This window comes from Pseudoduganella sp. GW821-FHT12E03 (genome assembly GCF_058807115.1).
The window spans coordinates 472,080-495,233 of the sequence record NZ_JBXAQJ010000004.1; the positions used below are offsets into that span (position 1 = coordinate 472,080).

Here is a 23,154-nt window from a genome sequence, read left to right on the forward strand (position 1 = left end):
GTGGATAGCGCCTGGCCTGACCTGGCCGGGCTTGAACTCAATGCGTCCACAGGGTATGTATGCACGTCCTCTCTGTCTCCATCGATAACCTGCGCTCGATTGCCAGCGCCCGGCTTGCCCTGAACGATCCCGCCGAGCGGGGCATGCTGTATCCGAATGTGAACGTAATCCTGGGAAACAACGGTGCGGGCAAGAGTACCTTGCTGCGCGCCATTGCGATGGGCATCCTGGCCCCCAACCTGGGGGATTCAGGCTACCGGCCTGATTCCATGGTGCGGCGTGTCCCGGCCGCGCATGGCCGTTCATCCAGGACCAAGCCGGCCAAATCTGCATTGCCTGCCACCGGGCGCGCCGAGGTGATGCTGGCGCTGCATACGCAGGACTGGCCGGCCAACAGTGCGAAGTTGCCGAAGAAAGGCAAGCTGGCGCTGGCCGGTGAAATTGCCGTGCGCGGTGACTTTGAAAGCTTTCAATGGGTGGATGTGCCCACGCAAGCCGTTGCCGCCCAATTGACCGACACCTATTACCAGCGCCAGAGTTCCGCGTTTTTCCTGGCCGGGTATGGCGCGACGCGCCGTGTGGAAACGTCGGAGCGCCTCGACCCCACGGCGCGCGACAAGGCGCGCGCTCCCCGCTATGCGCGCGTGGCGGGACTGTTCGAAGATCATATTGCATTGATTCCGCTGGAATCGTGGCTGCCGGATTTCCAGAAGCGGAACCGGGGCCGCTATACGCAAGTGATTCATCTGATCAACAAGCTGTTGCCACGTCATTGCCGCCTGGCCGATGCACCGCCGGATGGCGCCCAGCGCGACTACCTGTTTGAGATGGATGGTACGGTGGTGCCGTTTCGCGCGCTGTCGGATGGCTACAAAGCGTATATCGGCTGGATCGGCGACATGCTGTATCACGTCTGCATGAACAGCCCAAGCGGCAAGAAGCTGGTCGAGAACCATGGCGTGGTGCTGATCGATGAAGTGGATTTGCATTTGCATCCCGAATGGCAGCAGACGGTGTTGCCGACGCTGTCGAAGGCGCTGCCGAATGTGCAATTTATCGTTACGACGCATAGCCCGCTGGTGGTGGGGTCGCTGGAAGCATCCAACCTGTTTGTGCTGGAGGTGACGGCGGACGGTACGCTGGCGACGCGCCGCCCGGAGAAAGTACACGGCGCCAGCGCTGAGCAAATCCTGTTGAGCCCGTATTTTGGCCTGGAAAGCACGCGTTCGCGTGAAGTGGCAAAAGACTTGCGCAAGCTGGCGGACCAGGCGACTGGCGACGACCCGAAAGCCGCGCTGGAATACCTGAAGTTGCTGGCCAAGAGGAAGATCGCGTCGTGATCGCCTATCCGATCGACCCGGCGGAGTTAATTGCCCGGATTGAGAAAGAAAAACCAGGCTGGCTGGCGCGCGCCCGCCTTCGCAAGGAGGAATACGCGCAGGCCAGGGCGTATACGAAAAGCACCGAATTCTGGGGCGAAATCAAGGGTGTGTATATCGCCTTGCAGCATGAAAAATGCGCGTACTGTGAAATGAAGCTGGCGGGCAAGCAGTATGCGTCCAAAGTACATGAAGTCGAGCATTTCCGGCCCAAGAGCCAGGTGAGCGCATGGCCGGGTGATAACAAACGCCTCAAGGGTTATACGGCGCCATGCGCGACAGGCAGCGTCAGTGCGACCGGTTACTACCTGCATGCCTACAACCCGTTTAATTACGCGATTGCCTGCACGCGCTGCAACTCCAGCCTGAAGTCTGATTATTTCCCGGTGCGCGGCACGCGCAATTTCCATGATGACGACGCCGGGCTGCTGCGCTCGGAAGATCCCTTGCTGGTGTATCCGATCGCAGGACTGGATACGGATCCGGCGGAATTGATCACGTTTGTCGGCGTGCTGGCCGTGCCAGTCCATGCCCATGGTCCGCAATATGAACGGGCCGAGGTGACGATCCGCTTTTTTGACTTGAACCATGAGGATTTGACGACGCGCCGCGCCGAAGTCGTCGCGTCATTGTACCTGGCGCTCAGGGGGCGTGAGTTGGCGGTGGACGCGGCGGACATCGCGGATTTCGGCGATGGCATCGCGCACTACCTGAGTCCGGCCACAGGCTTTTCAGCCTGCGCCGGTGCTTATCACGCGCTGTACAAGAAAAACCGCAAGCTGGCCGTGCAAATCGGGCGCGAAGCGCAGAAGCTGCTGCCGCGCTGATTACATCGGACCGCCCGGCCCTGGGCCACCGGGCCCGCCCGGACCGCGCCCGCCTGGCGCGCGGTTGCCGCCGGCGCCGCCAATCCGGTACGACAGCCCGATATACACGATGCGCCCGTCAAAGCGGCGCAGCGACTGTTCCTTCAACAAGTCGGTATCGGTGACGGATGCCATCTTGTTGGAATTGAAGAGATCGGTCACGTTCAGCACCAGGCTCAGTGCCGGCGTCAGCGTGTGGCGCAGGCTGAAGTTGGCGGTGGTGTTGGGCTCGCGGTAACCCTGGCCGGTCAGCGTCTTGCCCTGCGCCTGCACCATGAATTGCAGCTGGTCTTGCGGCGTGGGCTGGTAGTTCAGGCGCAGACGTCCGCTCAGCGACGAGGCGCTGCGGGTTTCGCCGGTCGGGGCGCCGCTGCTGTCGAGGATGCGCTGTTCGCTGCGCGCCAGGTTGCCGCTGGTGTTCAGGGTCAGACCCGGCATCAGCTTGCCGTTGACAGTGAATTCCAGGCCGCCGGACGAACTGCCGGGACCGTTGCCGCGCGTGGTCAGCAGCACGGTGTCGCTGATGAACACCTTGCGTTCCAGGATCGCGTCATCTTCCTTGCGGTAATAGCCGCGCAGCGCGGTTTCCAGGCCGGCGATGCGGGTTTCATAGCCGACCTCGAACGAATCCGTCCGGGTTGGTTTCAACTGCGGATTACCGGACGACACATTGAATTCGTCGCGGTACACCACGAACGGATTCAGGTCGCCCGCATTCGGGCGGCGCAGCCGGTGGGCGTAGGAAAAGCGCAGGTTGGCGTCGTCCGATACCTTGTAAGTCGCAAAGAAACTGGGTATATAGTTTATATAATTGTTCTTCGCCCGGATGCCGCCGGTCACCTGGTTCAGGTCGATATTGGTATGTTCCGCGCGCAGGCCGGCCTGCGCACCCCACTGGTCGTTCAGGCGCAACTGGTACGAGCTGTATAGCGCGGTCACCGCTTCATCGACTTCAAACAGGTTGGTGCGCGCCGGGTTGATGGTTGCCGTGCCGTTGGACAGGATATCGGCATAGTACGCATCGAAGCGGTTGCTGTTGCGCGCGACTTTCCAGCCCGCCTTCAGCATGCCGCCCCATGCCGGCGTTTCATAGTCGCCAGTGAAATCGACGATGCGGTTGTCGGTGTCGTTGCGCTGGCGGCTGTGCGTATCGAACCGGCCGGGCGGCGTCACCGCATACACGCTGGTGTAGTCGCTGGCGCTGGTATTGTCGGCGGACGATACGCGCAAGTCGACTTTCAGCGCCTCGCCATCGGTATCGCCCTTGTGGTCCCAGCGCGCGCCCCACGCGTAGTTCTTGCTCTCGCCTTCGCGCAGAGAGGTGCGGACGTAATCGCTGATGGTGGTCTGGCCCGGGCCCGTGTTCAGGTAATGGTCGCGGCCGCGCTGGTCGTTGTCGCGCTGGTTGTACGACAGGCTGCCATTGAAGGTGTCGTGCAGGCCGTGGTTGTAGCTGACGGCGCCGTTGACGCCGGCGGAATCATTGAGGCCGGCCGTTGTTGATTGCTGCTCGCTGTGCGTGGGCGCGCCGTTGCGGCTGTCGATGCGGTCGCGCACCGAGTCGCCATGGGCGTTGCGGCCATCGTGGCGCACGTGCGCGCTGCCCTGGAAGCCCCAGTAGCCTTCGTTGTAGCTGCCGGACACCGACGAGTTGTAGCGCCCCGCCGTCCCCGCGTTGGCGTTGACGGCGGCGAAGCCGCCCGGCTTGCGGTTGCGCCGCATGACCAGGTTCAGGATCGGGCCACCGCCGCCCTCATTGCCGAACTGCGCGCCGGGGTTGTTGATGACCTCAATCGAATCGATGTCTTCCGCCGCCAGCGCGTTCAACGTGGCGCCCCGGTTATCGCCCTGCAGCATGGCGGACGGTTTGCCATCGATCAGGATTTGCACATTGGTGCTGCCGCGCAGCGAAACCGAGCCGTCCGGATCGACCGCCACCGATGGCACGCTGTTGAGCGCATCGGCCGCCGTGCCGTTGCTGCTGGCGATATCGGATTTGACGTCATACACCTGGCGGTCGATGCGGCCAGTGGGGCGTTCCGCCGCCACCGTGACGGACGTGATGTCCACCGGCTCCGGCTGCGCCGGCTTGGGTTTTTCCTTCGGCGGCGGCGTTTTGCCGGTAATGGTGACTTCAGGCGCGGTGGGCAGCGTGCTGGAAACTTGCGCCATGGCGGCAGGCGTGGCCGACAGCAGCGCAAGGGCGATGCTGGTGAAGCGTGGAGTGCGGGTCATAGTGGTCGGCGGGCGGCGCCGCAATGATGCCAAAAACCACAAGCATAGTTCCAATGAGAATCACTCGCAAATGAGAATTACTCATATTTACGATTATTTAGAGACTATGTCCGGCTTATGTCCCGCTTATTTCCCGCATGTTTCAAAAATCAGCGCAGCAGCGAATACAGCACGATACCGACCACCACGGCGGCCACCATGACGATCATTTCACTGACAAAAAAGCCGATGGCGCCGCCCAGCAGCGACATGCCCGCCACGGCCGGTGTGCCGTAGGACAGCAGCACGGGGTTGGAAATCGTCGCGTAGCAGGCAAAGGCGGCCGCCAGCGCGGCGCAGGCGAAGCGGCCCAGCAGTTTGGTGGAGCGCGTGACTTTGACGCGCTTGCGCGGCGCCGGTGCGGCTGCAGTGGCGGCCGGGGAGGCGGGGACGGTAGGTTTCGTACTTTCCATCCCGATAGCATACACCGCTAGAATAGGCTTTTGAATATCAAAAACGCCATGAGCCAGCCCATCCCCGAAGCCGCATCCCGCCTGCGCGATGCCATTGCCGAAGCCACCGATGGCCTGGTGGACCGTGAACACCTGGCGGAATTACTGATCCTGGGCGCGGTGGCGCAGGAACACTTGCTGGTGATCGGTCCGCCCGGCACCGCGAAAAGCGCCGTGGTGCGGCGCGTGGCGCAAAGCCTGGACGGCCAGTATTTCGAATACCTGCTGGGCAGGTTTACCGAACCGTCGGAACTGTTTGGTCCCGTCAACCTGAACAAGCTGCGCGAAGGGCTGGTGGAAACCGATACCGCCGGCATGTTGCCGGAAGCGGAAATCGCCTTCCTCGATGAAGTGTTCCTGGGCTCCACCGCGATCCTCAATACCTTGCTGGGTGTGCTCAACGAACGCCAGTTCCGGCGTGGCCATACGCGCATCCGCTGCCCGCTGCGGGTATGCGTGGGCGCGGCCAATGGCTTGCCGGAAGACGAAGGGCTGGCGGCGTTTGCCGACCGCTTCCTGCTGCACGTCTTTGTCGACGCCGTGCCGGACCACCGGCTGGAAGACTTGCTGGCGGGCGGCTGGCAAGTCAATCACCGCGGCGTGCAGGCACGCGCCGGCCTGGCCAGCCTGGATGTGCTGAACCGCGCCGTGGCCGGTGTCGGGATGGATGGCGTGCGGGGCGAACTGGCGCAGGCGATCCGGCAACTGCGGCAAGCCGGCATCACGCTGTCGGACCGCCGCATCGTCAAATCGCAGCAATTGATCGCCGCCGCCACCGTGCTGGCGGGGCGGCAGACCGCCACCCGGGCGGACCTGTGGCCGCTGCTGTATGCGATTCCCACCCAGGCCGGCCAGCAGGGCGCACGTGAAGCACTGCGCGACGTGCTGGCCGACGCGCGCCATCCGTTGCTGCGCACCGTGGTGGAAGTGGCGGCGCAGCAGCCATTGTCGCGCGTGGCGCGGCTGGCGGCGGCGGCCGACAGCCTGCTGGCCGGTCCGGCGCCCGGCGCCGACGTGGAAGCGCTGCTGCGTGAAATCGATGCGAATTTCGAGACCGGCCAGCTGCCGCCGGAACTGGCCGGCCGCCGTGCCAGCCTGGTCGATGCCGTGGGCCGCGCAGGATGACGGTGCTGCACTGGATAACCCGTGACGACGCGCTGCCGCCGTGCGGCGCCGTCGCCGTAGGCGCGGCCGTGGCTGGGGTGCTGGCGCAGTTGCGGGAGCGGCCAGCCGACGCGCTGGCGCCACTGTCCGCCGTGGCGGCGCGCGGCTTGCTGGTGGTGCTGGGACCGGCCGATGCCTTGCCGTGGACCGATGGCGTGCGCTATTGCGCGGCCGAACCTTCTGCGCCGATGCTGTGGCTGCCAACCCATATGGCGCTTGGCTTGCCGGCCGAGCTGGTGCAGGCGAACCTGGCGCGGCGCACGCCGCAATGGCCGGCGCTGCTGTGGCACGAACCCGAACAACTGCTGCCGCTGGACGGCGCCATGGTGCTGACGCCGGCGCTGCTTGGCTGGCTGCACGAGGCGTGCCTGTGACCTTGCCGGCTGCCGTGGATCCTGTGATGGCCGACGGCGCGGCATCGCAGCCGGCGCCCGACGCGTTGCCGCCCGCGCTGGCGCCATGGAGCGGCTGGCTGGCGCTGCTGGCGCCGGACCTGGCGCGGCCGCTGGGCGACTGGCTGCTGCGGTTGCAGCCGCTGGTGGGCCGCCTTGGGATGGTGACGGCGCGCCCCGACGATACGCCGCAGGGCGTGGGGGACCTGGTGCGGCGCGGCCACTATGAGCGCATGCTGCTGAGCGAGTGGGCGATGGCCGATGCGGAACCGGATGAATTCATCCGCCGCACCGCCGGCGGGGAATTGCTGTTCCTGGGGCCGGAGCGCAAGGGACCGAAGCGGGCGGCGCGCAGTGTGGTGCTGTTTGACGCCGGGCCGTCGCAACTGGGGGAACCGCGCCTGGCGCATATGGCGCTGCTGATCCTGCTGGCGCGCCGCGCGCGGGACGCGGGCGCGCAATTCGAATGGGGCGTGTTGCAGGCGCCCGGTGTCTTGCATACGGCGACAGGAAAAACCGGCTTGCGGCGCTTGCTGGAAGCGCGCACCCTGGAGTTGCCAACGCCGGCACATGCCGCTGCATGGGAGCAGGCGCTGGGCCGCGACGTGTCCGATTGCTGGGTGGTGGGCGATGGCGGTGCCAGACCGGCGCAAGCGGCATCTTCCGCCACGATTGCGGCCAGCCTGGCGTCCGATACGCTGCGGGTGGTGCTGGCGCAGCGGCGTGGCGCGCAGCCGGTGCGGCACGTGACATTGCCGTTGCCGCCGCCGGCGCTGTGCGTGCGGCTGCTGCGTGAACCGTTCAAACCGCTGCCAGCCATGGCGTCCAGTAAGCGCAAGCTGGCGGGGACATTGTCGGTGAAGCAGGCGCCGCGTTTTGCCGTGGGCGGCGGCGTGCTGGCGGTGCCGATGGTGGAGGGCGGCGCTGTCATGTTTCATGCGCCCAAGGCGAAGAAAACCGGCGGCGGCAAGGTGCGCCACGCGCAGCGGCGGGCCGGCAGTGAAACGCTGGCGGCGGCGGCCTTCGGCAAAGCGTTTGCGACGCTGTCCGGCGACAGCCGCCAGCTGCAATTTACCGGCTTCCCGGGCAAGCTGTTTTCACATGGCGCGCTGGAAGCCGTACGGCCGCCACTGGAACAATTCCGCGTGCCGCCTGGCAGGGGCAGCTGGCTGCCGCTGTTTTTCCTGCGTGAACCCGGTGCGCTGGAACATGTGGAACATGTGCTGACACTGGATATCGATGGCCGCCTCGCGTGCTGGACCTTGCGCGCCAAATCAAGGAATTCGCAGCACCAGGACATCCGGCTTCCGGCATTCAACCGGATGGCGTACAAAGTGGCGGGGGCGGCGCAATTCCACAACTGCCTGGCCTATGGCTGCACGGAAGATGGCGCGACCCATTTGTACCAGTGGCATCCGCCCGCGCTGCCGCGCAAGGTGGCCAGCATCCCGCATGGCGGCGGGGCGGCGCTGTTCGGGTCTGGCGGCCATTGGCAGGGCGCATCGTGGGACGCGCTGGCCGCGGTGCAAAGCAGCGCAACCCGGTGGTGGGTGGGCGTGATCGGCGATGTGCAGCGCGGCGCCCTGGTGACGGTGGAAAAGGGGGAACAAGTGCTGGGTGTGGCGAGGTCGAACGGGGAGCCTGGCCTGGTGGTGCTGGCGCCAAACCGCATGGGGATTGCCTTCCGCACGCAACAGGAACGCCGCACGCTGGTGACCGCGCAGGAACGTATCGGCCAGGCCGCGATGGACGCTGCCGATGGCACGCTGGCATGGGTCGGCTACCGCTCGCTGGCCGTCACCGTGCGCGCGATCGATGCGGAGCTGCCATCGCTGCACGTGGTGCCGGAGGCCGCCGATGCGTGATCCCGCCACGGTCATCGGCCGCCCGCTGTTTGACGGCATGCACAGCGTGCGCGCGCTGTGGTTTGATCCGCTGCTGTGCGGCGAAGCCGTGGTGCGGCGGCGCGTGCTGGCGCACTGGCGCGGCGGTGCGCGGCTGTACCGCGTCGATAACGGCTACTTGCTGGAATGGCCGTCGGCGCAATTTTTACACTGTGGCCGCCTTGACGCCTTGCCGCTGTGCGACCAGGGGCCGGTGCTCAGCAGTGCGCCGCTGGCGCGGCATGAGCTGCAGGCCGCGGTAGAGGGCACGGTTTGGCTGGTGCGCGGCGCCTGCGCCCACAGCCATGTGCTGGCGCAGTGCGAACGGGTCGATGCATCGGCATGGCTGCAACTGGAGGCGGTGCCGCTGCGTGTGCCGCTGGCGCCGGGTGGCGGGGAGCTACCGGATGCACTGGACGTGGCGCGCCTGTCACTGCGCGATATCGTTGGCGATGCGGTGCCCGCGCCGGGTGCGGAGCGCGCCACATTCCTGCGGCAGGTTGCCGAGGCCATGGCGCGCAAGGCGGAAGGCGACAGCGCTGCACGCCGCAACAAGGCCCGCCGCGATGGCGCCGGCCGCCAGGCGCCGGCCGGGCGCGGCGCTGGCCAGCACCATGCAGGCATCGATTCGGCGCTGGCGGCCGCCGCCGGCATGGTGCTGGCGCCGCTGGGTATGCTGGCCGGCTGGCTGGTGTTGAAACTGGGCCGAGCGGCCGGCGTGGGGCGAGGTGGCCGCAGCGGCGGCGAGGACGGCGCGCAGGGTGTGGGCGCCGCCGGTGGCACAGGCGGCACGGGCGGAGGGGGAGGTGGAGACGGTGCGGGCGCCGGTCATGGCGGTCCGTCGCTGGGCGAGCGCCTGGCGCAACTGGCCGCCCGGGTGGCGGCATACACCCGCGTGGCAGGCTTGCTGGGCTGGCGCCAGGCCGGGTATCTGCGCAAGACCATGGCGATGTTCGACCGGGGCGATTTGCATGAAGCGCTGCGCCATGCGATTCCGCTGAGCGCCTTGCATGACAGTCAGCCGGGACGCAAGGCGCTGGGCGTGCCGGGGCCGCGCAGCGACCTCAGTATCACGGCGGGTGGTGGCGGCGCCACCATCGGCGTCAGTGGCGATGTCGAATTTTACCTGCGCCAGTGTTACCGGCGCGCCTATGAACGGCTGGCGCGTGAAGGCCGTATCGATGAAGCCGTGTTCGTGCTGGCGGAATTGTTGCGCGAACCACAGGAAGCCGTCGATTACCTGGAGCGCCATGGCCGCCTGCGGCAGGCGGCGCAACTGGCGGAAACGCTGGAGTTGCCGGTGGAACTGGCGGTGCGCCTGTGGTGGCTGGCTGGTGAGATCGAGCGCGCGGTGCGCTTGTCGCGGCTGGGCCGGTGCCAGGGCGCCGCCGTGCTGCTGCTGGAGAAAAAGCAGTTGCATGAACAGGCGGCGGCGCTGCGCCGGCAGTGGGGGCAAGACCTGGCCGCGTGTGGCGCCTTGCTGGACGCGGTGGCGGCAGTCTGGCCGTTGCCCGACGAACGGGACAATACCGTCGCTTGGCTGCAGGCGGCCGAACTGGCGGGCGGGGAGCTGGGCGTGCGCGCGCTGGTGCGCAAGCTGGTGCTGTTGCCGGACAGCCTGGCGGACAGCGAACCCGCGATTGCTGCGCTGCTGCAGGCCGGTGGCGAAGAGGGCGCGCTGTTGCGCTCGCGCCTGGCGGTTGAATTACTGGCGCAGGAAGAACACTCGGCCGCCACGCGGCGCCTGGCGGGGGTCTTGTTGCGCCGCCTGCTGCCGGAGCGGATGGCCGGCGCCTGCCCGCTGTTGCGCGCGGAAATGCAAACACTGATCAACCTGGCCGAACCAGCCGGCCTGAAAGCGGACTTGCCCCACCTGAGTTTCAGTCACGTTCCGCTGCAAGCACTGCGCGAACGGGATGAACCGCTGTTGCTGCGGCTCGATGAACGGGGGCTGCAGGCGATCCACGATGCGTGCCGCCTGGCCGATGGTGGCATGCTGCTGGCGCTGGGCGAAGCTGGAGTCGTGCGGACCAGCCGCCTGGGCCGCACGCTGGCCCATTATTCCGTCGTCGCCCACCACCTGGTGCCGGCGCTGCATGGAACCCAGGCGCTGGCGCTGGCGCGGCGCGACAGCATGGTGCGGGTCAGCAAACTGGACCTGCTGACGGCGCGGGTCACGGATTCGATAGCACAGCCATTGCGGCTGTGGGCGTCCCACTACGATGGCATGGTGTGGAATGTGGTGATCGGCGACCGGCTGGCCGCCGTCGATGTCACCCAGGCGCAGCTGGCGCTGGTGTGGCAAGTGAATGATTTGCCGGGCCGGATCATGGCGCTGGCCGAACACCGCAAGGCACAGGCGCTGCTGCTCGATTGCGGCGACACGGTGCAGCTGTGGCGCTATGCGCTGCCGCAGCGCCGGCTATTCCAGCGCGATGTGTTCGACGCGCCGGACCGTGGCATCTGGCGGCTGTTGCCCGACCCCGGCCGGCCGGACCCGCTGATCCTGCGGCTGGCGCAACAGGATGACGGCGCCGTGCTGCAAGTGCAATCGGACCCGCTGGTGTATCCCATTGCGGTGCTGCTGGAGGGCGCCGTGGCGGCGCCGGTGGTCGATGTGCGCGACGGCTTGCTGGCGGTGCAGTGGACCGATGGCGGCGGCCTGTGGCGCTGCCGGGTGGTGACGCTGAACCGGGGCGGCGTGCTGGCCACGATCACCGTGCCGGACGCGCACGAGCCCCGTGTCCGCATGGATGACGAGAGCATCGTGATCCACGACCGGAGGGGGCGTTGCGCCGTGATTGATACCGCCACATCACAGGTGCGGCAAATGGCGATCGGCTGATGTCCAGAGCGATTTTTGCATAGTCACTATCCTGTGCAACTGATAGTTATCGGATCACATAAATCAATAATCGTATCAAAGTAATAAGGCTCTTGTTGATATCGCTTCACCTGAAGTAAGCATGTGGCAAGCCGTTTTTTACTGTGCTGAACCTCGGAGGTATCGCTGTAATGAGTCCGACTTTCCCCTTGTGGCCAGCGTCAGAGCTGTCGCCCATGCGGTCCGGTTATGAGTTGTTGACCAAGGCCGTGTCCGGTGTGCTGCGGCATGCCAGCGTGGATGTGCTGCCGCCGTTCGTGCGCACGCTGGGTTTGCCCCAGTCCGAACTGATGGCGGCGCTGGAATGCTGCCGTCCGCACGAAGCTTACGTGCCGGTTTCCGAACTCAAATATGCGGTGGTGGTGGGGACGGTGCCGCCGCTGTTCCATGAAGTGGTGGCGCATTTGATGGCGTCGCGCACGGCGGAAGCCGATGCGCAGCACGTCAACTGGCTGGCGCGCGCGATTGCCGCCGCCAGCCTGGGCAACCGCATGCTGTGGCAAGACCTGGGCCTGGCGGGACGCCATGAAGTGACGGCGCTGATGAAGCTGTACTTCCAGCCGCTGTTCCAGCGCAACGTCACGGACTTGAAATGGAAGCGGTTTATCTTCCGCGAGCTGGGCGACAAGCTGGGCCGGCATGACATGCATCCGCCCGGTTGCCACCGCTGCACGCAATACCGTAAATGCTTCGAGACGGGCCGGCTGGCGCCCCCTGCCGCGTCGGCGCAGAAACGGGCTGTCGCCGCGTAGAGGTTGTGAATACATAGCTGAGGCATGCAGCACCTGTCCGCACGCAATGGCGGCAAGCCTTCGGCTTACCGCCCTACGATGCTCGGCAAACCGTGTTATTCACAACCTCGTAGGGCTTGCGCCGGCGTGCGCCGTTCCGGCGGGCGGCATGTTGATGCGCTGGATGTTGCCGGCACAGGCGCCACCGCTGCACGAGATCAGCACAACGGCATCAGCAACGCCAGCTGGTGGGCGAATTCCGGCTGCCGCAGGGCCCACACGGTCCACGCGCACACGGCGGCCAGTACGGCCGCCAGCAACCAAAGCGCCCGGTGGTTCATGCCGGCTGCGCCCGCATGATGGCGCGATCGTCGATCGGCCAGTGCAGCGCGGCCGCGATCAGTCCCACCGCAACCGACGCCAGCCACATGATGTGGTACGACCCGGTGGCGTCGAATACGCGTCCGCCCAGCCACACGCCGAGGAAGCCGCCCAGCTGGTGGCCGACAAACACCAGGCCGAATAACGTCGAGATATAGCGCACGCCAAACACTTGCGACACCAGCCCGTTGGTCAGCGGCACCGTGCCCAGCCACGTGGCGCCCATCACGAAAGCAAACGCATACACGCTGGCGGTGGACAGCGGCAGCGTGGCAAACAGCAGCATGGCGCAAGAGCGCACCAGGTACAGGTACGCCAGCAAATGCTTGCGGCGGTACTGGTTGCCCAATTCTCCGCACACATAAATGCCGCCCACGTTGGCCAGCGCCACGATGGCCAGCGCCGCCACCCCCGTGTTGGCCGGCAGTCCCCGGTCCGCCAGGTACGCCGGTAAATGTCCGGCAATGAACGCGAGCTGGAAGCCGCATGCGAAAAAGCCCAGGTTCAGCAGCCAGAAACCCCGGTGCGACAGCGCTTCGGCGATTGCATGGCGCAGTGTCTGGCCACCCTGCTGCGCATTGCGCGCCGCCGCGCCGTCGTCCAGCGCATAGGCGAACGGCGCGGCAAACGCCAGCACGAACGCCAGCAGCACCAGCGCCACCAGCCAGCCCAGCGCGGAAATCAAGCCTTGCGTGGCCGGCACCATGGCAAACTGGCCGACGCCGCCGACCGCCCCGGCCAGCCCCAGGGCCCAGCCGCGTTTCGCCGGCGGCACGATGCGGCTCAGCGCCCCGTACACGGTGCCGAACGCGGTGCCGGACAACGCCAGGCCGATCAGCAGCCCGCCCGCCAGCGCCAGTTCCATGCCGGTCGCCGCATGGGCCATCAGGTACAGCCCCGCCGCATACAGCAGGCAGGCGCCGGCCAGTACGCGGCGCGAGCCCCAGCGGTCCGCAATCATGCCGGTCAGGGGCTGGGCCACGCCCCACACCAGGTTTTGCAGGGCGATCGCCAGCGCGAATTCTTCCCGGCCCCAGCCGCGCGCGGACGTCATGGGTAGCATGAACAAGCCCTGCACGTGGCGCATGCCCAGCGCCAGTCCCATGATGATGCCGCCGCACACGATGGCGGCCAGTGGTGATTTCAGCTTGTCCATGGTGCTCTCCGTCGTTGTTCGTCTATACCGTGACGCCAGCATAGCGAGGCGGGCGCCCGGCGCGCCAACGGTCATTTGGCATGCCTCCGATGCGCGCGGTGCATGTGACCGATGCGAATTCGCCGTTTGTCCCGCCGGGGCCGGCCGCCGACAATGCAGGCATTGGACACCGCCACGACAGCCAGGGAGGACATCATGGAATTCACGCTACACGCCGGGGAAAGCGCGACATTGGCGCCGGCCGGGACGGTACAGGTACGCTGCAAGGCAGGCTACCTGTGGATTACGGGATTCCGTAATGGCGCGGACGTGGTGCTGGGGGCGGGCGACAGCGCGCTGCTGCCGGCTTCGCAGCGGCATTATTTTTCCGCGCTGGGGCGGATGCCGCATGCGGCGTTTGAGTTGCGCCGCGAAGAGGATGTGGCCGGGGTGGTGTTGCGTGCGTTTGCGGCGGTGCGGGCATGGTGGCTTGCGCCAAGGCGGTAACCGCTCTGCGGGCCTGACGCAACGCGCAGGTTCAGGCCACCGCCATCAGCTGCGACGTCTGCGCCACCTGTTGCAGCAGCCAGTCGCGGAACACCGCCACGTCCGGGCGCGGGTGCGGCGCGGCCTGCAGCAGCCAGTAGCCATAGCCGTCGACCTGCATGCGCTGGTCCATCTGCGCGGCCAGGCGGCCATCCTTCAACATCGGCAACACCAGCGCCAGGCGGCCCAGCGCCACGCCGTGGCCCTCGATGGCGGCCTGGATCACCTGGTCGTACTGGTTGAAGTGCAGGTAACCCTTGGGCTGGCGCCGGTCCATGCCATGCGCGGCCAGCCACGGCGTCCAGTGCAGCCAGGTGCGGCCACGGTCATCGAGGTCCAGCAGCACGTGATCGAGCACGCCGTCCGGTTGGGCAAACGCGGTGGCCGCCAGCGCCGGGCTGGCCACCGGCACCACCGCTTCGCCAAACAGGTGCAGCGCATCGTCCGGCACGTGGGTGCGGCCGCCATAGCGGATCGCCAGGTCGACTTCATCCTGCTTCAAATCGACCAGGCGGTTGCTGGTGGCCAGGCGGATGTCGATATTCGGGTGCGCGGCCTGGAACGCGCCCAGGCGCGGCAGGATCCACAGCGACGCCACGCCAATGCTGGCGGAAATCGTCACGGGTTTGATGCGCTTTTCTTGCTGCAGGGCATCAGATAGGTCGGCCAGCTTGTCCAGCCACGGCGAAGCCAGGTGGAACAATTGTTCACCGGCTTCCGTCAGCGCAATGCTGCGGCTGTTACGGATAAACAACTGCACGCCGAGCCGCTCTTCCAGCGCCTGGATTTGGCGGCTGACGGCGGACTGGGTCAGGCACAGGTCCGCCGCCGCGGCAGTAATGCTCAAACGCCGCGCAGCTGCAACGAATCCGCGCAAGGCATCGAGGGGCGGCAGTGAAACTAGCCTGTTTTGCATCATCACTCCGGAAAAAATATATTTAACGCATTAGAATGCCAAAACCGACATTATGAGGGAGGTTGCGATGAGTGATTGCGATGTCATCACTGAGCGTCTCTTCGATGCACCGCGTGAGCGCGTGTTTCGCGCCTTCAGCGCCCCCTCCGTGCTGGCCCGCTGGTGGGGCCCGGACGGTTTCACCAATACCTTCAAAGTCTTCGATTTTGAACCGGGCGGCCTGTGGAAATTCACCATGCATGGCCCGGACGGTGTCAATTATCCCAATGAATCGGTTTTTTCGCACATCGCGCGGCCGGAACGCATTGAATTTGACCATGTGCTGGGTACGCCGTTCAAGGCCATCTTCGCGTTTATCGAGCAGGAAGGCAAAACCTTGCTGCACTGGACCATGCGATTTCCCACGGCGGAGACCTGCGCCAGGATGCGCGATTTCGTGCTCACCGCCAACGGTGAAAACCTCGACCGGCTGGAAGAGCAACTGGACCGCATGGATGGCCGCGCACCGGCCTGACCGGAGATGAGTTTGTCGTGCTGGCGAATGCCTCGGTGATGAACGCAGCAAGGCTGATGCGGCCATGTATCGCGGCAAGACCCACCGCAGTGGGATGCACCATAGCGGTTAGTGATCCATGGCGTGGTTGGACCTTGCTGCGTACAATACCGGCCAGGAGGTGCCATGACCAAACTGATGCTGGTGGAAGATGACGAACGGCTGTCGTCGCTGATAGCCGAATACCTGGTTGCAAATGAATTTGACGTGCATGTGGTGGCGCGCGGCGATGAAGCGCTATCGCGTTTCCATGCGTTCGTGCCGGACGTGGTGGTGCTGGACCTGATGTTGCCCGGCCTGCCGGGCAATGAAGTCTGCCGCCAGTTGCGGGCGGTCAGCCAGGTTCCGATCCTGGTGCTGACCGCGCGCGATGACAGCTACGACCAGGTGGCGTTGCTTGAGTATGGCGCCGATGATTTCGTCAACAAGCCGGTGCAGCCGCGTGTGTTGCTGGCCCGCCTGCGCGCCCTGCTGCGCCGCGCCGTCCCGGCCGTGGCGCCGGCCGCCGCACGGTCGGATCTGCTGAACTTTGGCGCGCTGGAAATCATCCTCACCGACCGCGTGGTGACCTGGCATGGCAAGCCGGTGCCGCTGTCGAATACCGAATACAAGCTGATGCTGGTGCTGGCCGAATCGGCCGGCACCGTCCTGTCCCGCGACGCCCTGCTGAAAAAAATGCGCGGCATCGAATTCGACGGCCTGGACCGCAGCATCGACAACAGCATTTCCAAGTTGCGCAAGAAATTCGATGACCACGATGGCGAGCGGATCAAGACCGTGTGGGGCGAGGGGTATTTGTTTTCGCCGTCGGCGTGGTAGTGGCGGCTATGGCGCCGCAGGCAACTGCCGCAGGTATTCCCCCGGTGGTTTGCCCACCAGCGCCGTGAATTCATTGATGAAGTGGGCCTGGTCGAAGTAGCCCAGGTCTTGCGCGAGTTGCGCGAGCTTGACGGGTGCGCCGGCCTGCAATTGCGCCACGGCTTCATGCATGCGGTAACGCTTGATAACCCACTTGGGACTGACGCCCACGTAATGCTGGAACAGGCGCTGCAGGCTGCGCTTGTTCAGGCCGGACTGCGCCGCCAGCGCTTCCACCGTCACCATGCTGGAATCGGCGGCGATGGCGGCCACCAGCGCATTGGCGCGGGCCACGTCGGCATGGATGGTCAATTGCGGCAGGCGCGCCAGCAGGAACGTTTCGGCGGCGGCGAACCGCGCTTGCACATCGCCGCATGAACGGATGTGCTCAACATAGTCCCGTCCCGCCGCCCCCAGCGCGGCATCCGGCGCCAGTTTGCTGTCCGCAATGGTGGCCAGCGGCGCGCCAAGGAAGGGCTGGAAACCGCCGGGACGGAACTTGATGCCGAAGGCGAAGCCCTGTTCGGCCAGCAGTTTCGTAAAGCGCGCTGTCTGCACACCATGGATGCCGGCCGCATTATGCTCGACCACGAAGTGCACATTCGGATGCGGCAGGGTTTCCTGCATCTGCGGCGGATTGCCCTGCATGTCCCACGCCACGTGCCAGTAATGCTCGACCAGTTCCGCCAGCGCCGCGCAGGGCGCCTGCCGGTCGTGACTGAACCGCCCTTTATTGAAACGGGGCACCAGCACGCCGCGCGGTTCATGCGCAGAAGGTGGTGTGGCGTGTCGCGTTTTTCCAATCATCCCGGATACATCATGGCGTCTACTGTGGGAAACGAATCTTACAGGAGCGGCAATGCAGCGCGTAGTTTCCCTCATTCTTATCGCCGCCTCGGTGGCAACCCATGCAGCCCATGCGGCAGGAGGCGGCACCATGCAAGTCAACGGCACATTCGACATTCAAATGACGCCGCAATCCGATGGCCAGCCCTGGGGCCGCCAGCGCCTTGAAAAAGTGTTCCATGGCCCGCTGGAAGGCGGCAGCATCGGAGAAATGCTGGCGGTGCGGACGGCCGTCAAAGGCTCGGCGGGTTATGTGGCACTGGAACAGGTCACGGCCACGCTCGAGGGCCGCAAGGGCACGTTCTTCCTGCAGCATTCCGGCTTGATGGAGAAAGGCGCGCCAACCCTGACAGTCAATGTGGTGCCCGATTCCGGCACCGGCCAACTGCAGGGATTGACGGGAACCATGACCATCAAGGCCGAAGGCGGCAGGCACACGTACGGCTTCAGCTACAGCCTGCCCTGACTAATCGGACGCCGGCGCAAACACCGGCGCCACCGCCAGCGGCGCATTCTGGCTGATCACCTGGCCCTTGTCGGTGGCGGCATCGAAGCGCACCGTCACGATACTGTAGGCGTTGCCCGCTTCGTCCGGGAAGGCCGGGCCGGCCACCGCGGGCAGCGCCGCGCCGCCTTTCCAGCGCACGTCGGCGTCCAGCTTCTTTGCAAACGTAAACCGCACGCCCACGCAGTGCTTGTCGCGGTAGCCGGCGGCATTCACGGTGCGCTGGAATTCCAGCGCCTGTTCGCAGGCGGCGCGCAATTCCGCACCCTCGTAGACGCCATCGGGCCGCACCATGATCGAGACGCGGGGCCGGAACACATAGGCGCCCAGCTTGCGGTTGATGGTCAGTACCGCGTTTTCGTCATACGCGGCTTTCAGCAACGGAAACACGGCGCGGCCCAGCGCATCCAGTGGAAGATTCAATTGCATGGTCTTGCCGGACAGGACCAATTTGAAATCAGCCGGCAGCGGGCTGCCATCGCGCGCGCTGGCCTGGTAATGCTGTTGCAGGAACTGCTTTGGTTTGCCGTATTTTTCAAACGCCACCATGCCGCGATACGCGTCGCGGTAACTGAGCCAGTCACGCTCTTGTTCCTGTGCCTGGGCGCGCGCAGGCGCCAAGGCCAGCGTGGCGGCCAGGGCGATGCATGCGGTCAGGGACTGGATCGGTGTCATGATCAGAAGCGGTAAGCCAGCGCGGTGGACACCGACACGCCGGTGGCGCGGTCGGTCAGGGGACTGTTTTTCGCGCCGCCGCGCAATTGCGTGACTTGCACATTGGTGGTCAGCAACCACGCGGGCGACAGCGCCCAGTTCCAGCGCGCACCGACGTGCAGATCCTTGATGCCGCCGGAGGGCGCGTAAGCCCATACGGGCGCCGGCGGCGCCATGAGCTGGCCGTCGATGCTCACCACCATCGCCGTGACTTGCAGCACATCGTCCGTGCGCAAGCCGAAGTAGCCGGTGTTGTAGGCGCGGTTGCCGACGGTGACGCCGGCCGTCAGCGACAGCCTATGGTGCGGCGCCAGCTCGATCGCGCCGCGCTGCAGGTCCGCCGTCCAGCGCAGGCCCTTGCGGTCTTCACCGGCGCCATACAGCACGCTGTTGGTCAGGCGCAGGCGTTCGGCCAGGTAATAGTTGAAGAAAAAGCCGCCTTCCGTGCGGGCGCCGATATTGCGCAAGCGGTAAGACATATTGAACCGCGATCCGGCCACGGTGGCCATGCCTGGCGGCAAGGTGATGCCTATATGGTCGGCGCTATTGAGCGATACGGCCGTATCCAGCACCGAGGAACCATCCTTGCTGCGGCCCGCATGCAGCGACAGCAGCGGGCCATATTCGATACCCGGCGTGGAGGACAGATGCCATCCCGCGCTCATGCCGGAAATGAACACGCCATTGCTCCAGCCGACTTGCAGCACCGGCATCGCGTTCACCTTGCGGTCTGCTCCCCCTTCGTAGTTCGGCGCCGAGCGCATACCGAGGCCGGCATACATGTCATAGCTGCCGTCCGGCATCAGGCCGGGTGAGGGTGCTTGCGCCCAAGCGGAAACGGCGCCGCAACAAGCGGCGCCGATCAGGAAGTGGTGGATGGACTTGCGCATAGTGGATGGATAGTCAAAGCCGGATGACGGGACAGGCCGTCATTCTAGCGTCCCTGCTCTCCATCCGTCTCCGTCAAAACTTCATCACGCTGGTAGAAAACACCACCGGCTCGTCGCTGCGCTCGATAATGACCACGTCGCCGGCGCCTTTCACGCCCATGATGCAATCGGTGGCCGGTCCGGGCGTCATGTTCCGCACGCTGGCGACCAGCTTGCCGCCGGCACGGTATACCCACGTGAACGTGGTCGACTGGCACGTCATGCCGAGGCCACCCCAGGCAAACAACACCGTCTGCGTGGAAAAGTCGATCGACGGCATCGGCGTAGCGGCGTCCACATACTGGCCCCACAGCTTGCGCAGCTTGAGTTCATCCGTTACCACCGCATTAAAGGGCGGGGTCGTATCAGTGGTGCTGAGTTTGGTTTCAATGCGCTTGAAGTCGACGGGAGTGGGTTTGATCTGTTCAAACTTGACCTGCTCGTACTTGTCGACCACTACGGCCGAGGCCGGGTAGGTGATCGCCGCGGTGCAGATGGCGTCCGGACGCGGCACTGCATACGAATATTCCACATGCAGCACGCCATCCTGCTCCGCAATGCGATCCACGCCCACGCCCGAGCAACCACTGGACGCGCTGCCGCCAAAGATGACCACCACCATCTGCTTGCTGAAATCGACCCACGGTTCGGGCGGCAGGTCGGTGAGGTTGGCATTGACGCGTTTCCACATCACGGACCATTCCTTGGCATCGCGCACCGTCAGGTTTTCGGCGGTGCTGTTGCCGGAATACTGGTTGATCATCAACCGCTCGTATTTCACGGTGTTGCCCAATTTGGGTTGCGGCGTCAAATCCACCACTTCGATCTTGTGCGAAGCGCCCAGGCCCAGGTCGGCCTTGTCGCGGTTCTTGACGATGGTGTCGAAGGTTTCGCGGTGGCGTTCATCGGCGCAGCTGGTGCGCGGGCCGGCGATCGAGTCGGCCGACGAGCAGCGTTTCAGTTCCGGCGTCGCGCCGTACAACACCTGCGAATACGAGGCATCGGCGCAGTTGCCGGCCACATCCCAGAACACTTGCGCATTGTCGATGATGTACAGGCGATTGAGCTTGTCGCTGCAGGCGGCGCCTTGCGCCATTTTGATGAAGACATTCTTGTCCACTTGCGCGGACGGATTCGGCTCGCCCACGGCGATGCCCTGGGCGCCAGGAACAACGGCGGCATTGATTGGCGAATCGCCCCCACCACCGCCGCAGGCGCTCAGTGAAACCAGCGCCGCCAGTGCCAGTGCCAGCGGTTCGAGTCGCAGGGATGAGTGTTTCAGTGCAGCCAGTTTGATCACGATGCCTCCTGATTGAAATTATTTGTCTTGAATACAACCATTTTAGGTGGCGGCGGGGCGGACTTCCGCTTCGAAATGTACGCGAATTGTCTAAAATTTGTAATTTAGGGCTTGCCCGAAGTTAACTCCGATAGTTAACTCTTATACAATTCGCCCCCATGCACCGCCTGTTCTTCCGCTTCTTCGTCCTGGTGATGCTGGCCATCGCAGGGGCGGCGTTTGCCGTGCATTTTGCGATCAGCCGGCTGTACGGCGATCCGCTGGACGATATCGCGCGGCGCCAGGCGGCGGCCCAGATATTCCTATTGCAGCACTACGTGGACCAGGCGCCGCCCGATGAATGGCTGGCGCGGCTGAACAAGGTGCGGGAAGTGTCGGACGTGCGCTATGACCTGGTGCCGCTGGCCCAGGTGCGCGCGGCGTTGCCGGACAGCCGCCATGCGGCGCTGGCGCAGGGCGAAGTCGTGATCGACGTGGCGAACAAGGCGTTTTACCGCCGTGTGGACCGGACGGGGGAGCGCTATGTCGGCAGCGAGGACGATGTGATCCACGCACAGGGACTGCCGATCGATACCTCGCAGGCGCTGTGGCAGGAAGCCTTGCGCTATGCGGTGGTGGCGCTGGCGTTGCTGGTACCGATTGCACTGTGGTCGCGCTCGCACTGGCAGGGTTTGCAGCAGCTGTCGCGGGTGGCCGACGAGGTTGGCGCGGGCCGGTTGTCGGCCCGCGCCGTCATGCCCCGCTCGGCCAGTATTTATCCGCTGGCCGAACGCATGAATGCGATGGCGGCGCGTATCGGGCAATTGCTGGATGCGCAGCGCAGCCTGCTGCATTCGGTGTCGCATGAAATCCGCACGCCGATAGCGCGCCTGGAATTCGGGCTGGAATTGCTGCGCGGCGCCGCCGACGATCCGGCGCGGGACAAGCGCATCGATGCGATGGAAAAGGATTTATACGAATTGAATGCGCTGGTCAGCGAATTGCTGGGTATGACGCGCCTGGACAGCGGGCAGCCCTTGCAGCGGCAGCCGTTCGGCCTGGCTGGCGCGCTGCGCGATTGCATCGCCGGTTTGCCGCCGGGCGCCGCCATCGATGTGCGCGTGGCGGACGAGCTGGGGACGATGGACGGCGATGCGCGGCTGCTGATGCGCGCTGTCGGCAACCTGGCGGGCAATGCCCGCAAGTATGCGGTGCAGCACGTGATGGTGGCGGCGGCGCGCTGGCCGGACCGGGTGGACATCACGGTCGATGACGATGGTCCCGGCATACCGCCCGACCAGCGCGAACAAGTGTTTGAACCGTTTTACCGGCTGGACCGCAGCCGCGACCGCAGCACCGGCGGTTTCGGACTGGGGCTGTCGATTGCGCGCAAGGCGGTGGCGCTGCATGGGGGCACGGTGCATGTGGAAGACAGCCCGCTGGGCGGGGCGCGGTTTGTCGTGCGCTTGCCTGTCGGTTCGCCTTAAAAGCGGGCCGTGACAGGCTGATGCTTGTTCCGCCCGACCCGCTCGAATTCTGAAATCACTTGCGCGCCAAACAGCAGCAAAGTCGCGCCGATTTCCAGGCTGAACATGACGACGATGGCGGTGGTCAGCGAGCCGTAGACGACGTTCACTTGCGACAGCGTCGTGAAATACCACACCAGCACATGGCGCGCGGCTTCCCACAGCGCGGTGGCGGTGACGCCGCCAATCAGCGCATGGGAAAACGACAGCCGCCCGACCGGCATCACCAGGTAAATCGACGTCAGCACCAGCACTTCGCCGGCCACGCCCAAGAGATACAGCAAGAAGCCGGACACGCCTTGCAGTGACCAGGCATGGCCGAGCAAGACCACTTCCTTTTCCCCCAGCACCTGCAGCACGCCCGCCGCCACCGTCACCAGCAGCGCGCCAATGCCCAGCGACAGGATGTAGCAGTAAGGTAGGATGGCCGAGACCAGGTAATGGCGGCGCCGGATCGCCACGCGATGCAGGAAGATCACGGACATCGCGTTTTCCAGCACGGTGAAGGCCAGGGAACTGAAAAACAGCATGGTGCCCGCCAGCACCCAGCCAATCACGCTGCGCTGCTGCAGGAACAGGCTGATTTCATGGACGATGGCGCGCGACTGGCCTGGAATCAGCCATTCCAGGTAGCGGCCGATGGTGCGCAGCAATTCCGCGTCATCGAACCAGTGCGACAGCACCACCGCCACCAGCATCAGCAGCGGAACGATTGATAACAGCGAGTAATAAGCGACCGCCCCCGCCAGCAGCAGTCCCTGGTTGGCGCGGAAGCCCTTGATGCACTGAAGCAAGAACGCCACGGGGTGGGCGGCAACCCAGGCGGCAGCCTTACGGTTGAGTATACGCATGCGACCATTGTACGCAGCCCAACCGTGCTGCGGCGTTCCGCATCCGGCAACGCGTGTCACTTTCTGGGGTCAGACCCCGAATGTGACAAA

22 protein-coding genes are annotated in these 23,154 nt (G+C 65.2%); 12 read left to right on the top strand and 10 right to left on the bottom strand.

The genetic code is table 11. The features are described 5' to 3' along the window. Positions 1-59 precede the first annotated feature (59 nt). Positions 60-1,340 (top strand): AAA family ATPase, encoded by a 1,281-nt coding sequence (locus tag AC1RRC_RS12970; protein WP_493055883.1) that lies wholly within the window; start codon positions 60-62, stop codon positions 1,338-1,340. Further along, positions 1,337-2,206, top strand: a complete 870-nt coding sequence (locus AC1RRC_RS12975) for a hypothetical protein (RefSeq protein ID WP_493055884.1) — start codon at positions 1,337-1,339, stop codon at positions 2,204-2,206. The genes AC1RRC_RS12970 and AC1RRC_RS12975 overlap by 4 nt, the downstream gene beginning before the upstream one ends. Here the strand turns inward: AC1RRC_RS12975 and AC1RRC_RS12980 are convergent, their stop codons facing one another. Beyond that, positions 2,207-4,480 carry a TonB-dependent receptor domain-containing protein gene (locus tag AC1RRC_RS12980; protein ID WP_493055885.1) on the bottom strand — a complete coding sequence of 758 codons (2,274 nt, stop codon included), beginning with the start codon at positions 4,478-4,480 and terminating at the stop codon, positions 2,207-2,209. 149 nt (positions 4,481-4,629) lie between these two features. Then, positions 4,630-4,932 carry a hypothetical protein gene (locus tag AC1RRC_RS12985; protein ID WP_493055886.1) on the bottom strand — a complete coding sequence of 101 codons (303 nt, stop codon included), beginning with the start codon at positions 4,930-4,932 and terminating at the stop codon, positions 4,630-4,632. A gap of 30 nt (positions 4,933-4,962) precedes the next feature. Here AC1RRC_RS12985 and AC1RRC_RS12990 point away from each other — a divergent pair, with 30 nt between their 5' ends. From AC1RRC_RS12990 to AC1RRC_RS13010, 5 genes are all read left to right on the top strand, one after another. Then, positions 4,963-6,096 carry an AAA family ATPase gene (locus tag AC1RRC_RS12990; RefSeq protein WP_493055887.1) on the top strand — a complete coding sequence of 378 codons (1,134 nt, stop codon included), beginning with the start codon at positions 4,963-4,965 and terminating at the stop codon, positions 6,094-6,096. A gap of 2 nt (positions 6,097-6,098) precedes the next feature. After that, complete coding sequence (locus AC1RRC_RS12995; RefSeq protein ID WP_493055888.1) at positions 6,099-6,509, top strand: bpX5 domain-containing protein; 411 nt, start codon at positions 6,099-6,101, stop codon at positions 6,507-6,509. Next, the gene (locus AC1RRC_RS13000) at positions 6,506-8,392 is read left to right on the top strand and encodes a hypothetical protein (protein ID WP_493055889.1); all 1,887 of its coding nucleotides are present in this window, start codon (positions 6,506-6,508) and stop codon (positions 8,390-8,392) included. Before AC1RRC_RS12995 ends, AC1RRC_RS13000 begins: the two co-directional genes overlap by 4 nt. Further along, complete coding sequence (locus AC1RRC_RS13005) at positions 8,385-11,255, top strand: bpX6 domain-containing protein (RefSeq protein WP_493055890.1); 2,871 nt, start codon at positions 8,385-8,387, stop codon at positions 11,253-11,255. Before AC1RRC_RS13000 ends, AC1RRC_RS13005 begins: the two co-directional genes overlap by 8 nt. Positions 11,256-11,470: 215 nt before the next feature. Then, positions 11,471-12,046 (top strand): nitrogen fixation protein NifQ, encoded by a 576-nt coding sequence (locus AC1RRC_RS13010; protein ID WP_493055891.1) that lies wholly within the window; start codon positions 11,471-11,473, stop codon positions 12,044-12,046. Between the two features lie 197 nt (positions 12,047-12,243). Here the strand turns inward: AC1RRC_RS13010 and AC1RRC_RS13015 are convergent, their stop codons facing one another. Both AC1RRC_RS13015 and AC1RRC_RS13020 read right to left on the bottom strand, forming a co-directional pair. Further along, on the bottom strand, positions 12,244-12,366 hold the full coding sequence (locus tag AC1RRC_RS13015) for a hypothetical protein (RefSeq protein ID WP_493055892.1): 123 nt from the start codon (positions 12,364-12,366) through the stop codon (positions 12,244-12,246). Continuing rightward, positions 12,363-13,562, bottom strand: coding sequence for an MFS transporter (locus AC1RRC_RS13020; RefSeq protein WP_493055893.1), 1,200 nt, complete (start codon positions 13,560-13,562; stop codon positions 12,363-12,365). Before AC1RRC_RS13020 ends, AC1RRC_RS13015 begins: the two co-directional genes overlap by 4 nt. 195 nt (positions 13,563-13,757) lie before the next feature. Here AC1RRC_RS13020 and AC1RRC_RS13025 point away from each other — a divergent pair, with 195 nt between their 5' ends. Beyond that, the gene (locus AC1RRC_RS13025; RefSeq protein ID WP_493055894.1) at positions 13,758-14,048 is read left to right on the top strand and encodes a DUF2917 domain-containing protein; all 291 of its coding nucleotides are present in this window, start codon (positions 13,758-13,760) and stop codon (positions 14,046-14,048) included. Between the two features lie 31 nt (positions 14,049-14,079). On the opposite strand, the gene AC1RRC_RS13030 is transcribed toward AC1RRC_RS13025, so the two are convergent. Further along, positions 14,080-15,003: a LysR substrate-binding domain-containing protein gene (locus AC1RRC_RS13030; RefSeq protein ID WP_493055895.1), complete on the bottom strand. Its 924-nt coding sequence runs from the start codon at positions 15,001-15,003 to the stop codon at positions 14,080-14,082. A 67-nt stretch (positions 15,004-15,070) separates the two neighbouring features. On the opposite strand from AC1RRC_RS13030, the gene AC1RRC_RS13035 reads away from it, so the two are divergent. Both AC1RRC_RS13035 and AC1RRC_RS13040 read left to right on the top strand, forming a co-directional pair. Beyond that, complete coding sequence (locus AC1RRC_RS13035) at positions 15,071-15,517, top strand: SRPBCC family protein (protein WP_493055896.1); 447 nt, start codon at positions 15,071-15,073, stop codon at positions 15,515-15,517. 165 nt (positions 15,518-15,682) lie between these two features. Further along, on the top strand, positions 15,683-16,375 hold the full coding sequence (locus tag AC1RRC_RS13040; protein WP_493055897.1) for a response regulator: 693 nt from the start codon (positions 15,683-15,685) through the stop codon (positions 16,373-16,375). A 6-nt stretch (positions 16,376-16,381) separates the two neighbouring features. Here AC1RRC_RS13040 and AC1RRC_RS13045 read toward each other — a convergent pair whose 3' ends face one another. Further along, positions 16,382-17,161 carry a DUF6597 domain-containing transcriptional factor gene (locus AC1RRC_RS13045; protein ID WP_493055898.1) on the bottom strand — a complete coding sequence of 260 codons (780 nt, stop codon included), beginning with the start codon at positions 17,159-17,161 and terminating at the stop codon, positions 16,382-16,384. Positions 17,162-17,273: 112 nt separating this feature from the next. On the opposite strand from AC1RRC_RS13045, the gene AC1RRC_RS13050 reads away from it, so the two are divergent. Further along, the gene (locus AC1RRC_RS13050; RefSeq protein WP_493055899.1) at positions 17,274-17,726 is read left to right on the top strand and encodes a DUF3224 domain-containing protein; all 453 of its coding nucleotides are present in this window, start codon (positions 17,274-17,276) and stop codon (positions 17,724-17,726) included. Here the strand turns inward: AC1RRC_RS13050 and AC1RRC_RS13055 are convergent, their stop codons facing one another. The 3 genes from AC1RRC_RS13055 to AC1RRC_RS13065 form a co-directional block, all read right to left on the bottom strand. After that, a complete protein-coding gene (locus tag AC1RRC_RS13055) occupies positions 17,727-18,440 on the bottom strand; it encodes a hypothetical protein (RefSeq protein ID WP_493055900.1) in 714 nt (237 codons plus the stop codon). Between the two features lie 2 nt (positions 18,441-18,442). Beyond that, entirely contained in the window at positions 18,443-19,369 is a 927-nt protein-coding gene (locus AC1RRC_RS13060; protein WP_493055901.1) for a MipA/OmpV family protein, read from the bottom strand. A 73-nt stretch (positions 19,370-19,442) separates the two neighbouring features. After that, positions 19,443-20,708 carry a protease complex subunit PrcB family protein gene (locus AC1RRC_RS13065; protein ID WP_493055902.1) on the bottom strand — a complete coding sequence of 422 codons (1,266 nt, stop codon included), beginning with the start codon at positions 20,706-20,708 and terminating at the stop codon, positions 19,443-19,445. A gap of 158 nt (positions 20,709-20,866) precedes the next feature. On the opposite strand from AC1RRC_RS13065, the gene AC1RRC_RS13070 reads away from it, so the two are divergent. Next, complete coding sequence (locus AC1RRC_RS13070; RefSeq protein WP_493055903.1) at positions 20,867-22,174, top strand: ATP-binding protein; 1,308 nt, start codon at positions 20,867-20,869, stop codon at positions 22,172-22,174. On the opposite strand, the gene AC1RRC_RS13075 is transcribed toward AC1RRC_RS13070, so the two are convergent. Then, the gene (locus AC1RRC_RS13075) at positions 22,171-23,064 is read right to left on the bottom strand and encodes a YihY/virulence factor BrkB family protein (protein WP_493055904.1); all 894 of its coding nucleotides are present in this window, start codon (positions 23,062-23,064) and stop codon (positions 22,171-22,173) included. The two genes, AC1RRC_RS13070 and AC1RRC_RS13075, sit on opposite strands and share 4 nt — an antisense overlap. Between the last annotated feature and the right edge of the window lie 90 nt (positions 23,065-23,154).

Coding starts and splice junctions, on each gene's coding strand:
- AC1RRC_RS12970 (WP_493055883.1), top strand. CDS start 60: ATGCACGTCCTCTCTGTCTCCATCGATAACCTGCGCTCGATTGCCAGC.
- AC1RRC_RS12980 (WP_493055885.1), bottom strand. CDS start 4,480: ATGACCCGCACTCCACGCTTCACCAGCATCGCCCTTGCGCTGCTGTCG.
- AC1RRC_RS12985 (WP_493055886.1), bottom strand. CDS start 4,932: ATGGAAAGTACGAAACCTACCGTCCCCGCCTCCCCGGCCGCCACTGCA.
- AC1RRC_RS13005 (WP_493055890.1), top strand. CDS start 8,385: ATGCGTGATCCCGCCACGGTCATCGGCCGCCCGCTGTTTGACGGCATG.
- AC1RRC_RS13010 (WP_493055891.1), top strand. CDS start 11,471: ATGCGGTCCGGTTATGAGTTGTTGACCAAGGCCGTGTCCGGTGTGCTG.
- AC1RRC_RS13015 (WP_493055892.1), bottom strand. CDS start 12,366: ATGAACCACCGGGCGCTTTGGTTGCTGGCGGCCGTACTGGCCGCCGTG.
- AC1RRC_RS13020 (WP_493055893.1), bottom strand. CDS start 13,562: ATGGACAAGCTGAAATCACCACTGGCCGCCATCGTGTGCGGCGGCATC.
- AC1RRC_RS13025 (WP_493055894.1), top strand. CDS start 13,758: ATGGAATTCACGCTACACGCCGGGGAAAGCGCGACATTGGCGCCGGCC.
- AC1RRC_RS13030 (WP_493055895.1), bottom strand. CDS start 15,003: ATGCAAAACAGGCTAGTTTCACTGCCGCCCCTCGATGCCTTGCGCGGA.
- AC1RRC_RS13035 (WP_493055896.1), top strand. CDS start 15,071: ATGAGTGATTGCGATGTCATCACTGAGCGTCTCTTCGATGCACCGCGT.
- AC1RRC_RS13040 (WP_493055897.1), top strand. CDS start 15,683: ATGACCAAACTGATGCTGGTGGAAGATGACGAACGGCTGTCGTCGCTG.
- AC1RRC_RS13050 (WP_493055899.1), top strand. CDS start 17,274: ATGCAGCGCGTAGTTTCCCTCATTCTTATCGCCGCCTCGGTGGCAACC.
- AC1RRC_RS13055 (WP_493055900.1), bottom strand. CDS start 18,440: ATGACACCGATCCAGTCCCTGACCGCATGCATCGCCCTGGCCGCCACG.
- AC1RRC_RS13060 (WP_493055901.1), bottom strand. CDS start 19,369: ATGCGCAAGTCCATCCACCACTTCCTGATCGGCGCCGCTTGTTGCGGC.
- AC1RRC_RS13070 (WP_493055903.1), top strand. CDS start 20,867: ATGCACCGCCTGTTCTTCCGCTTCTTCGTCCTGGTGATGCTGGCCATC.
- AC1RRC_RS13075 (WP_493055904.1), bottom strand. CDS start 23,064: ATGCGTATACTCAACCGTAAGGCTGCCGCCTGGGTTGCCGCCCACCCC.